This is a genomic window from Flavobacterium sp. PS2, from assembly GCF_046250155.1.
Lineage (GTDB): Bacteria > Bacteroidota > Bacteroidia > Flavobacteriales > Flavobacteriaceae > Flavobacterium.
Genome location: NZ_CP176426.1, coordinates 272036 through 287036, shown reverse-complemented (window position 1 = coordinate 287036; position 15001 = coordinate 272036). Strand labels below are relative to the sequence as shown.

The 15001-nt window shown below is 30.7% G+C and carries 18 protein-coding genes; 7 read left to right on the top strand and 11 right to left on the bottom strand.

What is annotated here, in order from left to right:
- Position 1 precedes the first annotated feature (1 nt).
- Both ACJ6WR_RS01195 and ACJ6WR_RS01190 read left to right on the top strand, forming a co-directional pair.
- Positions 2-1411: a TolC family protein gene (locus ACJ6WR_RS01195; protein WP_409416831.1), complete on the top strand. Its 1410-nt coding sequence runs from the start codon at positions 2-4 to the stop codon at positions 1409-1411.
- Positions 1412-1596: 185 nt separating this feature from the next.
- Positions 1597-2151: a fasciclin domain-containing protein gene (locus ACJ6WR_RS01190; RefSeq protein ID WP_039115355.1), complete on the top strand. Its 555-nt coding sequence runs from the start codon at positions 1597-1599 to the stop codon at positions 2149-2151.
- A gap of 80 nt (positions 2152-2231) precedes the next feature.
- Here the strand turns inward: ACJ6WR_RS01190 and ACJ6WR_RS01185 are convergent, their stop codons facing one another.
- The 5 genes from ACJ6WR_RS01185 to ACJ6WR_RS01165 form a co-directional block, all read right to left on the bottom strand.
- A complete protein-coding gene (locus ACJ6WR_RS01185; RefSeq protein WP_039115357.1) occupies positions 2232-2372 on the bottom strand; it encodes a hypothetical protein in 141 nt (46 codons plus the stop codon).
- Positions 2373-2450: 78 nt separating this feature from the next.
- Positions 2451-3899, bottom strand: coding sequence for a serine hydrolase (locus tag ACJ6WR_RS01180; protein ID WP_409416830.1), 1449 nt, complete (start codon positions 3897-3899; stop codon positions 2451-2453).
- Positions 3900-3962: 63 nt separating this feature from the next.
- Positions 3963-5645 (bottom strand): M56 family metallopeptidase, encoded by a 1683-nt coding sequence (locus ACJ6WR_RS01175; RefSeq protein WP_409416829.1) that lies wholly within the window; start codon positions 5643-5645, stop codon positions 3963-3965.
- A 6-nt stretch (positions 5646-5651) separates the two neighbouring features.
- Positions 5652-6011, bottom strand: a complete 360-nt coding sequence (locus ACJ6WR_RS01170) for a BlaI/MecI/CopY family transcriptional regulator (RefSeq protein ID WP_035621639.1) — start codon at positions 6009-6011, stop codon at positions 5652-5654.
- A gap of 179 nt (positions 6012-6190) precedes the next feature.
- Entirely contained in the window at positions 6191-7411 is a 1221-nt protein-coding gene (locus tag ACJ6WR_RS01165) for an MFS transporter (RefSeq protein ID WP_039115361.1), read from the bottom strand.
- Between the two features lie 95 nt (positions 7412-7506).
- Here ACJ6WR_RS01165 and ACJ6WR_RS01160 point away from each other — a divergent pair, with 95 nt between their 5' ends.
- The 5 genes from ACJ6WR_RS01160 to ACJ6WR_RS01140 all read left to right on the top strand — a co-directional run bounded on the left by ACJ6WR_RS01160 (position 7507) and on the right by ACJ6WR_RS01140 (position 11342).
- Entirely contained in the window at positions 7507-8109 is a 603-nt protein-coding gene (locus ACJ6WR_RS01160) for a DUF1684 domain-containing protein (RefSeq protein WP_323489366.1), read from the top strand.
- Positions 8109-8771: a TatD family hydrolase gene (locus ACJ6WR_RS01155; protein WP_409416828.1), complete on the top strand. Its 663-nt coding sequence runs from the start codon at positions 8109-8111 to the stop codon at positions 8769-8771. Before ACJ6WR_RS01160 ends, ACJ6WR_RS01155 begins: the two co-directional genes overlap by 1 nt.
- A 34-nt stretch (positions 8772-8805) precedes the next feature.
- Positions 8806-9519, top strand: coding sequence for a ThiF family adenylyltransferase (locus ACJ6WR_RS01150; protein ID WP_039115365.1), 714 nt, complete (start codon positions 8806-8808; stop codon positions 9517-9519).
- Between the two features lie 247 nt (positions 9520-9766).
- Positions 9767-10435 carry an HAD family hydrolase gene (locus tag ACJ6WR_RS01145; RefSeq protein ID WP_409416827.1) on the top strand — a complete coding sequence of 223 codons (669 nt, stop codon included), beginning with the start codon at positions 9767-9769 and terminating at the stop codon, positions 10433-10435.
- Between the two features lie 61 nt (positions 10436-10496).
- Positions 10497-11342, top strand: coding sequence for a DUF2911 domain-containing protein (locus ACJ6WR_RS01140; protein ID WP_039115369.1), 846 nt, complete (start codon positions 10497-10499; stop codon positions 11340-11342).
- Positions 11343-11422: 80 nt separating this feature from the next.
- Here the strand turns inward: ACJ6WR_RS01140 and ACJ6WR_RS01135 are convergent, their stop codons facing one another.
- The 6 genes from ACJ6WR_RS01135 to ACJ6WR_RS01110 form a co-directional block, all read right to left on the bottom strand.
- Complete coding sequence (locus ACJ6WR_RS01135) at positions 11423-12019, bottom strand: hypothetical protein (protein ID WP_039118695.1); 597 nt, start codon at positions 12017-12019, stop codon at positions 11423-11425.
- A 27-nt stretch (positions 12020-12046) separates the two neighbouring features.
- A complete protein-coding gene (locus ACJ6WR_RS01130; RefSeq protein ID WP_409416826.1) occupies positions 12047-12373 on the bottom strand; it encodes a hypothetical protein in 327 nt (108 codons plus the stop codon).
- A 324-nt stretch (positions 12374-12697) separates the two neighbouring features.
- On the bottom strand, positions 12698-13258 hold the full coding sequence (locus tag ACJ6WR_RS01125) for a hypothetical protein (protein ID WP_409416825.1): 561 nt from the start codon (positions 13256-13258) through the stop codon (positions 12698-12700).
- 7 nt (positions 13259-13265) lie between these two features.
- Positions 13266-13688 carry a hypothetical protein gene (locus ACJ6WR_RS01120; RefSeq protein WP_409416824.1) on the bottom strand — a complete coding sequence of 141 codons (423 nt, stop codon included), beginning with the start codon at positions 13686-13688 and terminating at the stop codon, positions 13266-13268.
- A gap of 158 nt (positions 13689-13846) precedes the next feature.
- Entirely contained in the window at positions 13847-14419 is a 573-nt protein-coding gene (locus tag ACJ6WR_RS01115) for a hypothetical protein (RefSeq protein WP_409416823.1), read from the bottom strand.
- 7 nt (positions 14420-14426) lie between these two features.
- Positions 14427-14999 (bottom strand): hypothetical protein, encoded by a 573-nt coding sequence (locus ACJ6WR_RS01110; RefSeq protein ID WP_409416822.1) that lies wholly within the window; start codon positions 14997-14999, stop codon positions 14427-14429.
- Positions 15000-15001: the final 2 nt, after the last annotated feature.

The window sequence follows — 15001 nt, the reverse complement described above, 5'->3', positions numbered from 1 at the left end:
AATGAGAGTACTATATAAAATTGGAATTTCTTTATTTGCGGGTGTTTTGCTAACATCCTGCGTAGTAGGGAAAAAATATTCTCGCACAGATTTAAATGTTCCCGAAAAATATCGTGAAGAAGTAACACTAACCGGAGATACTATTTTGCATCCTTGGAAGAATTACTATAAAGATCCATTGTTGGTTGATTTGATAGAGAAAGCCCTCGTTAAAAATAACGAGGTGCTTATCGCCATAAAAAGCATGGAGCAGCTAGACCTTAATTACAAACAAGCAAAATTAGGTCTATTACCAACGTTAGATTTTGATGCAAATGCGAGTCGCAGTTATCAGTCTAAAAACTCACTTAATGGTTCTTTGAGCGCACAGTTTACCAGTAAGGATTATATGGACGATTATAATGCCAATATTCAGCTGTCTTGGGAAGCAGATATATGGGGGAAAGTAACGATGCAGAAAAGAGAGGCTAAAGCCAATTATTTTGCTCAAAAAGAGAATCTTTCGGCTTTAAAAACCAGAATTATTGTTCAGGTTGCGCAATCGTATTATAATCTTTTAGGATTGGACGAACAACTTAAAATTGCACAGAAAAACATCGAATTAAGTGATAACACTTTAAAGATGATGAAGCTGCAATATAATTCGGGAGCAATTAGTTCCTTGGCACTTTATCAGACTGAAGCTCAGAAAAAAACAGCCGAATTATTAGTTCCTTTAGCGAAAGCAAATATTGCGGTTCAGGAAAATGCATTGCAAATTTTATGTGGAGAATATCCGGATAGCATATTACGATCTGGAAATCTGGAAGTAGCAGAATTTGATGTTGTTTTGCCTTCAGGGATTCCAGCATCACTTTTAAGTCGAAGACCAGATGTAAAAGCTGCCGAATATGCTGTTATGTCTGCTAATGCTAAAACAGGATTGGCAAAAGCTACCATGTATCCAACACTGAGTTTGAGACCTTCAATCGGAAAAAATTCATTTGAGTTTGATACTTGGTTTAATTTTCCAGGTTCAGTTACTAAAACTATTGCAGCTAATTTAGCTCAGCCAATATTTAGAAAACGTGCTTTAAGAACTGCTTATGAAGTTGCGGTTATAGAACAGGAAAAAGCAGTTATTCAGTTTAAGCAATCGTATATAACTGCTGTTGGAGAAGTAAATGATGCCATGTCTCAATTAAAATATGCCGATGAACGCATGGAACTTGCGACTGAAAAAGCAGTTTCTTTAGATAAAGCAACTTCTGATGCGACATTACTATATAAAAGTGGTATGGTAACTTACCTAGATGTTATTGTTGCCCAAAATGGTGCTTTACAAAATGACTTAGATGTTGTTACTATAAAGTTAGAAAAACTAAATGCTGCAATAAATTTATATCGTGCTTTGGGCGGCGGAGTGCAATAGATAGTTTTAAGTAAAAAAAGAATCCATCATCTCTATAAATTATTATAAAGATGATGGATTTTATTTTTCTTCCATTTTACAAGGGTTGCAGCGTGTTTTTGGTTTTATTTGTTCAAATTTTAGATATATTAAAAACCAAATTGAATGTTATGTCGTAAATGCTTTTATAACTAAAAAATTAAATCATGAAAACGAAAAGCATTTTAGCAGCAGCATTTTTTGCATTAGTATTTGGAGCAACTTCTTTCGCTCAAAAATCAGTTATGGTTGGTGGAGCAGCAATGTATCCAAACAAAAATATTATCGAGAATGCCGTAAACTCAAAAGACCACACCACATTAGTAGCAGCAGTAAAAGCAGCTGGTTTGGTAGAAACATTAGAAAGTAAAGGACCCTTCACTGTTTTTGCTCCAACAAACGAAGCATTTAATAAATTACCAAAAGGAACAGTTGAAACATTATTGAAACCAGAAAACATTAAAACGTTGCAAAATATTTTGACCTACCATGTTGTGGCTGGAAAAATGAATGCAGCCGATATTGCCAAAGCAATAAAAATGGGTGGAGGTAAAGCAACATTAAAAACTGTAAGTGGTGGGACACTAACAGCTTGGATGAAAGGAAAAGATTTGTATATAAGCGACGAAAGCGGTAATAAAGCTAAAGTAACCATCGCAGACGTAAACCAATCAAATGGTGTAATTCATGTAATTGATACGGTATTATTACCAAAAAAATAAAAGCACTGATTGTCCCAATAATCAAAAAAAGTCCTGTATGTTGTATAGGACTTTTTTGTATTTATTAGGAATGTATAGATTTAATCTAAAGCACGTTTTGTAACGTAATAACGGTAACCAATTATTGCCATTTGCCATTTTTTGGCTTTTGTAATATCAAGTCCTCGCTTGGTAAAACTGGGTAAAATCAATTTGTTTATCTGAGCTAGAATTTTATACATAAGAGTAGGATTTTTTTCAAAGATATAAAAAAAGACTTTGTAGTGTTACAAAGCCTTCTTTCATTGGATTCTCAAATATTATTTTACTAAAAGTTTATCTATTTTGGTTAGCATTTCTTTTGCATTTGCATTTTCTGGCGAAAGAGCCAAAGCTTTTTGATAAGTCTGTTTAGAAATCTCAAGTTGAGCATTATTAAAATAACTTTCGGCCAGGCTATCAAATGCATTTCCTGATTTAGGATTTTCTTTTGTATTTAATTCAAATACTTTTATAGCATCATTTATTCTTCCGTAATTCATTAAAGTATAGCCGACAACATTTAATCGGTATTCAAAATTCCATTCAGGATGATTCTTTTTCAAAGCAAGATAATTTTGCTCAGATTTAGCAATATCTAATTTCAAAAAATCTTGTGTTGTCTTTTCATCTGCTAATAAATAATCATCAATTAAGGTTTTATCTACAATTCCTGCCACATGATTAATTACTTGAGACTGTACATATAAATTATCATATTTATGTCCATTGGATAAAAAGATAATTGTCATATCGTTTTTAACGAACTTTCTAAAAGCAGTTTCATTACCTCCTGTAAAACCATATGAAAGAATTTTGTTTACAGGGTAAAAGTCCCATCCATATCCAAAGTTTTCATCACTTTTAGTGTATTTAAATGGCTCCCACATCGAATATTTTGTTTCCTTTTTCAAGAAAGTATTCTTATCCAGATTTTCATTCCAACGAATAAATTCTGGCAACGTTATATTTAAACCATTAGCAGAATGACCATCTGAACCACTGTTTAAAGTGTTTTTTACATACTTTTTGGTTTTACTATCATAGTTATATCTAAACGCACTATTAGTAAAGCTTTTGCCAAAGTCTGATGAAAAATAAACACCGGATTTTACTCCTGGAAATTGATTTTGTAAGATGTATTCTTCAAAAGGTAAACCAGTTATTTTTTCAATAATCTTAGCAAGAAAAAAATAATTGGTTTGATTGTAACTGTATTGTTCTCCTGTTGCAAATTCCATTGGTTTGGTTGATAATATTGCAATTTTTTTATCATAAGGTAAAGTGATCGGAATATCTTCGAACATTACAATATCTGGCAAACCAGAAGAATGAGACAATAAATTAGCAACTTTTATCCCTTGCCATTCTTTTGGGAGATTATCCAGATATTTTGATATTGGATCTTCCAGCGATAATTTTCCTTTTTCTATAAGTTGAAATATCCCAACATTTGTAATTAATTTTGTTGTAGAGAAAATCTTGAAAGCGGTGTTTTTATCTACTAGTTTATTATCCTCAAAAGAAGCTGTGCCATAGTATTTTTCATAGATAACTTTTCCGTCTTTAATAACAGCCAGTGCCACTCCGGGAATTTCATTTATTTCGATTACTTCATTAATGTAAGTATCGATTTTTTGCTTTATTTCCTTTTGATTGCTATCTGCTTTTTGACCAAAACAGATGCTAAAAACGAGTAGAAATATTGAAATTAAAAATGTTTCTTTCATAGTAACAATTAAGGGGTGATACATATATTATTATGATTTTTGATTAGAGATGGATGGCGTTTTTTATTTGGATTTATTTTCCTTTTCAAATTTTCGCATCTCCTTTTCATGGTTCTTCATCTCTTTTTCATATACTTTCATCTCTTGATCGAAATTCTTCATTTCCTGATTAAAGTTTTCCATTTCTTGATTAAACTTCACCATTTCCTTATCATAAATAGCTTGACGTTTTGCCATTACAGCTTCTACTTCTTTTTCGTAAGCAGACATATTTGGTTCAAAAGCATCCATCTTCTTCTGAAATTCTTCCATTGCTTTGTTGAATTTTTGCATTGCTTTTTCATCATTTACATCTTTTGGATGTACAGGAGGTTTTGGCATTTTAGACATGTCAATATTTGCAACAGGCATTGGTCCTTCAGGAAATTCTGGAGCATCAGGTGGTGTTGGAGGCGTAGGAGGTATAGGAAAATCTTCATCGTTATTATAACTTTCGGCTCCTTCTGAACTTTCACTTAGAGTTACAGGCTGATGAGTTTCTTTGCCAGTTTGCAAATTAATAGTTTCGGTACCATCTTCATTTTTTATTATAACAACACCAAAAGGTTTTATGGCTTCGTTACCGCTAGTTTGCATGATTTGCGATTTGCCATTCTTTCTTTTTATGTCAACTCTTATTCCAGTTAATTCATTATCAGAATTTCTTGTTACTTCTGTAAATGCAACAATTACTTCATGATTTGTTTTTAATTTCTGTACAATTTCATCTAATTCTTTATCAGTTGTATTCTTTTTAATTTTGTACACAAATACATCTTTCGGGTCAGATTTTGTATTTATAACAATATCTTCTTTTGCTTCTTTTTGTTCTTTTTCCTGGGCAATAACTTTAACTTGAAATAAGAATACAAATGCTCCTAATACGGGAAGAACTAAGGCATACTTCCAGTAATTTTTCTTTTTTGATTGATTTTTGTTTAACATGACGATTCGTTTTTTGATTAATGATTGATAAAAGTGATTGGTGATTGCAACACAATTTTCATGTGTTGTTATTTTTAAAAGCGTGTATTGATACGCTTTTTTGTCGGTAATTTTTTTCAAAGCTTCGGCATCGGCAATGAATTCTAAGTTTTGCATAATAGCTTTCTTGTACAACCAAACGATTGGGTTAAACCAAAATACGATACAAAATATCCTAGTTATCAATACGTCGGTAGTGTGATTTTGTTCGCTATGAATTTTTTCATGTTCCAGAATATTCTCCAATTCGCTCGTATTGTACAGTGATGAGTTGTACACGATATAATTGAAGAAAGAAAACGGAGCAATATTCTCAGAAACATCTACAAACTTAAAATCGGCTTGGTTTTGAATGATTTGTCCTTTAATAACCTTTTTAAGACTATAAAAGTCGAAGGCAAATTTTAATAATAATAAAGTGATGATTGAAACATATAATATAACGAGACACAGGTTTAAATGTGTGTCTAACCAACTCTGCTCTATAGGAACTGTTTTAATTGTGGTATTTATAGAAGAGGTAAAATTGGTACGAGTAGGAGCAACCCAAACTATTTTGGTGTAAACTACAAATGGCAATACAATCGATGTGATTAATCCCGATAATAAAAACCATCTATTGCTATTAAAGAAAGTTTCTTTTCGCAATAAAATGTAATACGCCAAATAAAACAAGGTGATTAGTCCGCTAGTTTTAAGAATATAGATAAAAATTGCCTCCATAAATTATTATTTTTTGTTTTCTATCATATCTAAGATTTCACGTAACTCATCGGCCGAAATTTTTTCTTCTTTGGCAAAAAAGGAAACCATATTCTTATACGAACTATTAAAATAATTATCAATTGCAGTACTCATAAAGCGCTTGCTATATTCTTTTAGAGTTACTACAGGATAGTATTGGTGTGTGTTTCCAAAAGGAGTATGTGCCACAAAACCTTTCTCTTCTAAGTTTCTTACAATGGTCGATAGGGTGTTGTAATGCGGTTGATCCTCGGTAATTTCTGCTTGGATTTCTTTTACAAAAGCTTTATTCAACTTCCATAAAATGTGCATTATCTCTTCTTCTTTGTTGGTTAACTTTTGCATGTTTTCTAATTTTAATTCAAACTTACAACTAATTTTATAGTTACACAACTATAAATGCAGTTATTTAACTATTTTTATAGTTAGTTATAAAATAGAGAGATGCAATTAGAAACGTATTTCAGGTTTAAAATATTGTTTTACAGTGATTTAATTTGTTTTGAGGAAAGGGTTTTGTGTTATTACAAAATGCTATTTTCTTTTTGTAATTCTTTTTGAATCCAAATACAACATGCGGTTGCAGCCAATCCGATAGTTCCCATTATAAACCAATTAGACTGATATCCTAATCGGGTAATGAATTCAAAACCTACTTTAGAACTAATAATATGTGCCAGACTAAAACTCATGGTGTATAAAGCCATGTATCGCCCTTCTTGACCGCGAGGGGCTCTGCTTAAAGCAAAAGCATTAGAGAAAGGAAAATTCAATATTTCGCCCACCGAAACCATAATCATTGCAAACACAAGTACTCCAGCCCAAACATTAATTAATAATAGATAGAAACTAGAGGCCATAAGTAATGTTCCGTAGGTAATTATTTTTATTTTCGGGAAAGCTTTACGTTCTAAATAACTTACTAATGGCATTTCTAATGAAAATATCATAAGTCCGTTTAAGGTCATTAATAGCCCCGTTTGTAATTCGCTTAAGCCAAATTTTTCATTGTGATATAAAGGTAAAGTGGTAAAAAGCTGGAAGAAAACCATTGCAGTAGCAAAACTCACAAATAAAAACACCCAGAATATCTTATCTCTAAATACCGATTTTGGTTCGCTTATTATATCATGGCTACTATCATAAACTGGTTTTTTCTTCTCTTTTACTAATAATGCAAAAATTGAAATCGAAAGAATACAAGAAGCTCCATCTACCCAAAATAATCCCTGATAACCAATTCCCATAATAATTAAACCTCCTAATGCAGGACCAGCAGCAAAACCAAGATTTACCGCAAGACGTACCAATGTTAAGGCACGGGTTCTATTTTCGGGTTTGGCATAAGCACTAAGGGAAACATACATTGCAGGGCGAAACATATCGGCAACAGTCATAATTGCAAACATACCCAAACACAATGACCAGAAAGTGGTTATGTATTGCAAAAAGAATAGGGCGACACCACTTGTAAATAAGCTAAATACCATTATTTTGTAAAAACCTATTTTATCGGATAGTTTACCACCAAGCCAGGAACCTAACATAGATCCTAAACCAAATGCTACCATAATCCAGCCCACTTCGTTATATGTAAACTGAAGGTCTTCTTTTAAATACTTGGATAAAAAAGGGAGAACCATAGTTCCTGCACGGTTAATAAACGTAACAAGTGTAAGTATCCAAATCTCTCTAGAAAATCCTCTAAAATTATTAATATAGCGTTGAAAGGCGGTGATTAGCATTATAAATGGGTTATATATGCAAAGTTATAAAACTTTGTAACTTACAGACTTTGTTGCTTTGTTACTTTTAAACTATTTTTGCTAAAATTTATACGATGAAAAACCTAATTCTATTTTTGACGCTTTTGGCTTTAAATTTTGGTATTGCCCAAGAAAAATTTGATCGTGCTGCTGCCGAAAATTTCCAAAAGACAATTAATGGAGAATATGCAGATGCAAAGACAAGCCCGTTATTGCCAGAAGATTTAAAAACATTCCAGACATTAGATTTTTATCCAATAAATGAAAAATATGCTGTTGTGGCTAAATTTGTGAAAGCCAAGAAAGAGAAACCTTTTGAGATGAAAACTTCTACAGCCAGAAAGCCAATGTATATAAAATACGGAACCGTATATTTTACCATTGATGGAGTAGACTTACAATTAAATGTATATCGCAACATCGACCTTTCTAAAAAAGAGGAATATAAAGATTATTTATTCCTACCATTCTCGGATTTAACTTCAGGGAAAGAAACTTATATAGGAGGAAGATATATTGATTTAAAAATACCAAAAGGAAATACAATCGTAATCGATTTTAATCAGGCATATAACCCATATTGCGCATATAACCATAAGTATTCTTGCCCGATTGTACCTTTAGAAAATGATTTGAACGTGGCGATTGAAGCAGGCGTTAAAAAGTTTCATGATTAATGCAATTTTTTAATTTCCATACACATAAATCGACAAATCATCCAGATGTTCTGGATTTAGTAAATCAATACCCTAATGAATTTGACGAAACTATTCCGTTTTATTCTATCGGGATTCATCCTTGGTATATTATAGAGGAAAGGATTGGAGCTGAATTGGAAATTATAGATAAAAAACTGGCTGCAGCAAATTGTCTTGCCGTTGGCGAATGTGGTTTGGATAAACGAACAGAAGTTTCGTTTGAATTACAGAAATCAGTTTTTGAAAAACAATTACTTCTAGCCGAAAAGCATCAAAAACCAGTCGTGATTCATTGCGTAGCAGCGTTTCAGGAAGTAATTGCTTTAAAGAAAAAACTAGGAATTACTGTTCCTATGATAATTCATGGGTTTTCTAAGAATCAGCAAGTAGCTAAGCAACTTTTGGATAACGGATTTTATATTTCTTTTGGAAAATATCTAATCAAGAACCCTGATTTGGAAGCGGTTTTTAAAAGTATTCCCAATAATCGATTTTTTTTAGAAACGGATACAATCGAAGAAACGATAGAAATAGTGTATGCTTTGGCAGCAAAATATAAAAACATAACAATTGAAGAATTACAGCAGCTAATATCAAGTAATTTTGCAACTGTTTTTAATAAACAAAAATTGGATTTTTAAACTTCAATAACATTAAACTTTAAACAAAAAATATATGGCAGAGTGGACGGAAAGAGCCGAATTATTATTTAAAAAAGAAGGATTAGATAATCTTAAAAATTCACACGTTCTTGTAGTAGGATTAGGAGGAGTAGGGTCTTTTGCAGCAGAGTTTTTGGCAAGAGCAGGTGTAGGAACAATGACAATTGTAGATGGAGATGTAGTTGATATTACAAATATAAACAGACAATTACCAGCATTACATTCGACAGTTGGGCAACCTAAAGTTACAATTGTTGGGGATCGTTTGATGGATATTAACCCAGAATTAAAATTAATACGTGTTCAGGAGTTTCTTTCGCCAGAGCGCGCTTTTGAGATAGTTACTGAGGAGTTTGATTATGTTTTGGATTGTATCGATAGTGTTACTCCAAAACTAAATTTGATTATTGCTGCCAAACGTAAACGTGTAAAAATCATTAGCAGCATGGGAGCAGGTGGAAAAATGGAAGCTGCAAAAGTGAAAGTAACAGATATTAGCAATACTGTAAATTGCTATTTTGCAAAAACTATCCGCAGAAGATTAAAAGAAGCCAAAATTGATAAACTGAAAGTAGTTTTTTCTTCAGAAATTCAGGATGAATCAAGTTTAAAAATGACGGACGGATCTAATTTTAAAAAATCATTTTATGGTACAAACAGTTATATGCCAGGATTATTTGGTTTATACGCAGCCGAAACCGTGATTCGTTATTTGCTCAAGAAGTAGTTTTGTTGTAAGATGATAGATGCAAGATGCAAGATTTATTGGAAGTATCCATTAGATTGTATAAACTCATTTATTCTTTTAAATCTCTGCGACGTAAAGAATAGTGAATAGTCTATATTATAGTAAATGCTCTAAATAAATAATATTTCCACAATATAAAAAAACTATGCGCCTTTGTTACTTAGTGCCTCAGAACCTTAGAAAAAAACCTTTGAACCTTTGCAACTTAGAACCTTAAAAAGAAAAAATGATAAAAACAGTAATTTTCGATATGGACGGTGTAATTGTAGATACAGAACCCGTACATTATTATGCCTATCACAAACAATTTGAAGAATTAAATATCGATGTAACTGATGAGGTTTATGCTTCGTTTACAGGGTTTTCAACTCGAAATACGTTTCAGAAACTAAAAGAGACTTTTGTGATAGAGCAAGAGGTGGAAGATTTGATTCAGAGAAAAAGAACTATTTTTAATGATGCTTTCGATACCAAAGAAGATTTATATTTATTGGAAGGAGTTGAGGATTTAATTAAAGATTTATATGCCAATGGGATGCAATTGATTCTGGCTTCATCGGCTTCTAAAGTTACTATTGAGCGTGTTTTTACTCGTTTTAATTTGTATCAATATTTTACAGACATTGTAAGTGGGGAAGATTTTCCTCAATCGAAGCCTAATCCGGCTATTTTTCTGCATGCAGCATCGTTGTCTAAAGCACCGAAAGAAAACTGTATTATTATCGAAGACAGTACAAATGGAGTAAAAGCTGCAAAAGGAGCAGGGATATATTGTGTGGGATATAATAGCGAGCATTCTAAAATGCAAGATTTATCTGATGCCGATATAATTATCAACCATTTTGATGAATTAAACTTTGAAAAAATAGTAAAAATTAAGTCTACCATTAGGTAATTATTAACAATTAAAACTAATTGAATTCGTAATTTTGAGGAAACAAAAAAACTATATATAAATGAAAAAAATACTTATTGCCCTAGCAATTGTTATTGCTCCATTTGTTGCCGAAGCACAAATGAAAACACCTCAATCGAGTCCTAAAGCTGTTGTAAACCAAATTGTTGGTCTGACAGATGTAGAAGTGGTTTACTCTAGACCTGGTGCTAGAGGTAGAGCAGTATTTGGTAATTTGGTGCCGTTTGGTAAATTATGGAGAACGGGTGCTAACGAAAATACAGTAATATCATTTAGTGATGATGTTGTAATTGACGGTAAAACATTGAAAAAAGGTAAATATGCTATTTATACTATTCCAAAAATTGAAAGCTGGGATGTTATTTTTTACTCAAAAACGGATAACTGGGGATTACCAGAAAACTGGAATGAAGCTGATGTAGCTTTAAAAACTACTGTAAAAGAAGAGGCTTTAAACAAAGCTGTTGAAACGTTTACTATCGGAATCAATAATTTAGATCCTAATTCTGGAACTATCGATATTGCATGGGAGAATTCTTCTGTATCAGTAAAATTTGAAGTTCCTACAGATAAAATTGCTTCAGAAAGTATCAAAAGAGTATTGGCTGGACCAACATCAAATGATTATTTTAACGCTGCACAATACTTTTTTCAAACTAAAGGAGGCGATATCGCTAAAGCAAGAGAATATGTTGACAAAGCATTAGAGTTAAGCGCTGATAAACCATTCTATTTTTACAGACTTAAATCATTAATCCAAGCGAAACAAGGAGACAAAAAAGGAGCTGTTGAAACTGCTAAAGTTTCACTTGCTGCTGCTGAAGCTGCTAAAAATCAGGATTACGTAAAAATGAATAAAGACAGTATTTCTGAGTGGAGTAAATAATAATTTATTCTATCTTAATTTAAAAATCCCATTTCGGAAATATTCGAAATGGGATTTTTGTTTTGAGTGGTTAGATGCCTTTATTTATATAAAAGTTCTTGAGGATATTCTTCTATTAAATCACGTAAAATGTAATCATAATAAGCCTTTGAGTATTTAGGATTTTTCGCTTTCATGCTATCTATTTCCTGTAATGTTTTATCTCTGCCATTAAGATATAGTTTCATGATAAAATATTGTGTATACAGTAAGGAATCGTTAGGAGTACTTGTAATTTTATTTTGTATTAAATCGATATTTTTATAAATATACTTTTTCGAAAGTTCCATATCTTTCTGATTGTTTAAAGACTTAATTAAATTACTGGTAATTTCTTTTTGATATTTATCGAGTATAGTATCCTCTTGTAATAATTTTTCTAATTCATCATATTTTTTCATGTACATTAATAGGGGTAAGACTAACTCTTTGTTGTCGTTGGTAATACCTTCTTCCTTATAAATTGTATTCTCATTTAATGATTTATAACTCTTTTCGAGAAACTTTTGATTCTTTGTTTTATAATATTCAGTTAAATACTGATTTGCTATTTTAAGCGAATTAGTATCGTTTAAATTATCTTTTTTATTGCACGATAATAGTATTACACAGCTTATTAAATAGATTAAATTTTTCATAGTTTATTTGTTAGTCTAAATAAATTTTTAGTCTATTTGATACTTACTTCTTTTTCTTTTTAGAATAAAAAAAAGTAATAAGGTGATAATTAAAGCGGTTAAAAATACATAAAATCTAAGATTGGTACTAGTTGTTCCTCCTTCATTATCCCATGGCGCACCTAATGTAATTGTAGTAAGAATCGCTTCTACAAGACCAATGAATATTCTACCAAATATCTCACTTATTCCTTCGCCACAATCTTTGCAAACAGAAAAGCCATAAATAAATCCCGTTAATGGAAACGAAAATATAATACCTACAATTACAGAAATAAAGAGTAGTTTTCTTTCTGATGTTGTCTTTTTTTCCATCGATTAATTATTTTTCGAGTTACTTAATGATTATGACCTATTAATGTATCGTGTTTGCTACGAAGTTAGGAGAGTTCATAGAGTAATCAAAATGTTTATTTAATTATATGACAAATAGGCTTCTATTTTCTCGTGTGTTTTTGATTTAAAACGCTTGAATTCGGCATAGTATTTACTTGTGCAACTTTCGTCGAGGAAGACATCCGATAGTGCTGATTTGTAATCTGTGCCTTTAACGAACTATACAAGAAAAAGATAAGTTATATTGTTTGCGAGTACAGAAAGAATTTCAGCGCTATTGTTGCGCACATCTGAGCCATGTAGTTATTCTTTATCTTGTCCTGTTGCTTTTAGATAATCTCTAAACTGTTGTTCCCAAATAGGACTTTCATAAGTGATCCCTCCATAAAGATAACTTCCGTCTTTTTCAGTATTAAGACCGAAATTTTTGGTGCATTTTTTATTTGTTATCATGTTACTATGACTTTTTCCTCGAATAAAATTATTCTTATTTTTATCTAATGATTTTAAAATTCTATCATAAAATTCTGGTACTTTCCTAAAGTCTCCAATATTTACTTCAAAATCATATGCCATAAGTATATTATCTTTAAATTTTAAATTAAACGCAATAGTTTTTTTTTCTTTAAGAAGGATGATATTTTCATTGAATGTTACAATATCAATTCCATAAACACTTTCTTCCTTGAATTTTCTTTTTAATGATTTACTGTCCTTTATAAATTGAGCATAATTTGACCCCAATGTGAAATCCCTTATACCTATTTCATTAAAGTATAACTGGCAACTGTCTTGTTTTACGTTTTGCGAAATTGCTGAATAATAGAATAAACTTAAAATGATAATAAAGGTTTTTAGCTTCATGATAAATTTATTCTTTGTATTGTCCTATTGCTTTCATATAATCTTTAAATTGTTGTTCCCAAATAGGACTTTCATATCCAATACCACCTGAAAGAGATTCGTTTTCATGGTTTGGGAAATCTGAATCTAGTTCGAAGAATTTTTTGCAAATGTTAGTTCTTTCTGTATTATAATAGTTCCCCTTCTTTATAAACTTATTTTTATTCTTTTCTAATAATATTACTATTTTGTCATAATAAGCAGGGGCTTTTCTAAAATTTCCGATCTTCATTTTAAATGTATAATCCATAAGTGTGTCATTATGAAATTTTAGATTATATTCTACAGTTTTCTTTTCTTTAAGAAGAACTATATTTTCGTGGAATGTTATAATATCAATTCCATATACGGTTTCTTTCTTGAATTTTATTTTCCTTTTTTTTACTATCATCAATAAATGATTTGAAAGTTGATCCAAGATTAAAATCTTTTATGCCTATTTCCGCAAAATATAACTGACAATCATCTTGTTTTGTATTTTGAGAGGCTATAGGTAGGTAAAAAAGAATTAAAAATACAATTAGCAGTTTTGATTTCATATGTAATAACTCAATTTTTCTTTTTCTTTATAGTTTTTAAATATTCTATTGCCTGTTGTTCCCATAGTTTTGGATCTGTATAACTAATTCCACCGTTTAAGCATTCTCTTGTTCTTATGGAATCATTAGGAACTAGCCAGAAAAGTTTTTTACAAGTTTTATTTGTTTCCATGTTATTGATTCTACCTATTTTTATAAAATTATTTTTATTCTTGCTCAATAAAAGTAAAATCCTTTCATAATAAGCCATCGATTCTCTATAGTCACCTGCATCTACAGTAAAATCATAACTGATTAAAATATCATCTTTAAATTTTAGATTGTATGCTACTGTTTTTTTTTCTTGAAGAATGATTGTTTTTTCATTGAATGTTACAACGTCGATTCCATAAGCATCTTCTTTCTTGAATTTTCTTTTTATAGATTTGCTTTCTTTTACAAATTGGGTGTAATTTGATCCCAATATAAAATCTCTTATCCCAATTTCTTTAAAGAATAATTGGCAACTATCTTTTTGTACGCTTTGAGAAATTGCTGAAAAACAGAAAAGACTTAAAACAATAATAAAGGTTTTTAGCTCCATGATAAGTTTATTCTTTGTCTTGTCTGGTTGCTTTCATATAATCTCTAAATTGTTGTTCCCAAATAGGACTTTCATAACTGATTCCTCCATAAATAGATTGACTTTCATTTTCACTTGAAATGAGATCAAAAAATTTTTTACACATTTTATTTTTTTTCATAAAAGAATATCCCCCTTTTTTCATGAAATCATTTTTATTTTTATTGTCATTAAGTAATTTTAAAACTTTTTCATAATAATCAGATGCTTTTCTGAAATTTCCAGCATTTACTTTAAAAGTATACGCCATGAGTACATTATCTTTAAATTTTAGATTGTATTCAACTATTTTTTTTTCTTTAATGAGTATTATGTTTTCATTGAATGTTATAATATCAATTCCATAAACATTTTCTTTCTTGAATTTTCTTTTTAATGATTTACTGTCCTTTATAAATTGAGCATAATTTGCCCCCAATGTAAAATCCCTTATACCTATTTCTTTAAAAAATAATTGACAGCTATCTTGTTTCACGTTTTGTGAAATTGTAGATAAATAGAATAAGTTTAAAATTATTATAATAACTATTTTTAATTTCATAG

Excerpts from the sequence above, each read along its gene's own strand:
- ACJ6WR_RS01165 (WP_039115361.1), bottom strand. The coding sequence starts at position 7,411 with ATGCTAATCACCGCCTTTCAACGCTATATTAATAATTTTAGAGGATTT.
- ACJ6WR_RS01150 (WP_039115365.1), top strand. The coding sequence starts at position 8,806 with ATGGCAGAGTGGACGGAAAGAGCCGAATTATTATTTAAAAAAGAAGGA.
- ACJ6WR_RS01155 (WP_409416828.1), top strand. The coding sequence starts at position 8,109 with ATGCAATTTTTTAATTTCCATACACATAAATCGACAAATCATCCAGAT.
- ACJ6WR_RS01110 (WP_409416822.1), bottom strand. The coding sequence starts at position 14,999 with ATGAAATTAAAAATAGTTATTATAATAATTTTAAACTTATTCTATTTA.
- ACJ6WR_RS01135 (WP_039118695.1), bottom strand. The coding sequence starts at position 12,019 with ATGAAAAATTTAATCTATTTAATAAGCTGTGTAATACTATTATCGTGC.
- ACJ6WR_RS01140 (WP_039115369.1), top strand. The coding sequence starts at position 10,497 with ATGAAAAAAATACTTATTGCCCTAGCAATTGTTATTGCTCCATTTGTT.
- ACJ6WR_RS01185 (WP_039115357.1), bottom strand. The coding sequence starts at position 2,372 with ATGTATAAAATTCTAGCTCAGATAAACAAATTGATTTTACCCAGTTTT.
- ACJ6WR_RS01145 (WP_409416827.1), top strand. The coding sequence starts at position 9,767 with ATGATAAAAACAGTAATTTTCGATATGGACGGTGTAATTGTAGATACA.
- ACJ6WR_RS01190 (WP_039115355.1), top strand. The coding sequence starts at position 1,597 with ATGAAAACGAAAAGCATTTTAGCAGCAGCATTTTTTGCATTAGTATTT.
- ACJ6WR_RS01195 (WP_409416831.1), top strand. The coding sequence starts at position 2 with ATGAGAGTACTATATAAAATTGGAATTTCTTTATTTGCGGGTGTTTTG.
- ACJ6WR_RS01125 (WP_409416825.1), bottom strand. The coding sequence starts at position 13,258 with ATGAAGCTAAAAACCTTTATTATCATTTTAAGTTTATTCTATTATTCA.
- ACJ6WR_RS01115 (WP_409416823.1), bottom strand. The coding sequence starts at position 14,419 with ATGGAGCTAAAAACCTTTATTATTGTTTTAAGTCTTTTCTGTTTTTCA.
- ACJ6WR_RS01170 (WP_035621639.1), bottom strand. The coding sequence starts at position 6,011 with ATGCAAAAGTTAACCAACAAAGAAGAAGAGATAATGCACATTTTATGG.
- ACJ6WR_RS01130 (WP_409416826.1), bottom strand. The coding sequence starts at position 12,373 with ATGGAAAAAAAGACAACATCAGAAAGAAAACTACTCTTTATTTCTGTA.
- ACJ6WR_RS01180 (WP_409416830.1), bottom strand. The coding sequence starts at position 3,899 with ATGAAAGAAACATTTTTAATTTCAATATTTCTACTCGTTTTTAGCATC.
- ACJ6WR_RS01175 (WP_409416829.1), bottom strand. The coding sequence starts at position 5,645 with ATGGAGGCAATTTTTATCTATATTCTTAAAACTAGCGGACTAATCACC.
- ACJ6WR_RS01120 (WP_409416824.1), bottom strand. The coding sequence starts at position 13,688 with ATGATAGTAAAAAAAAGGAAAATAAAATTCAAGAAAGAAACCGTATAT.
- ACJ6WR_RS01160 (WP_323489366.1), top strand. The coding sequence starts at position 7,507 with ATGAAAAACCTAATTCTATTTTTGACGCTTTTGGCTTTAAATTTTGGT.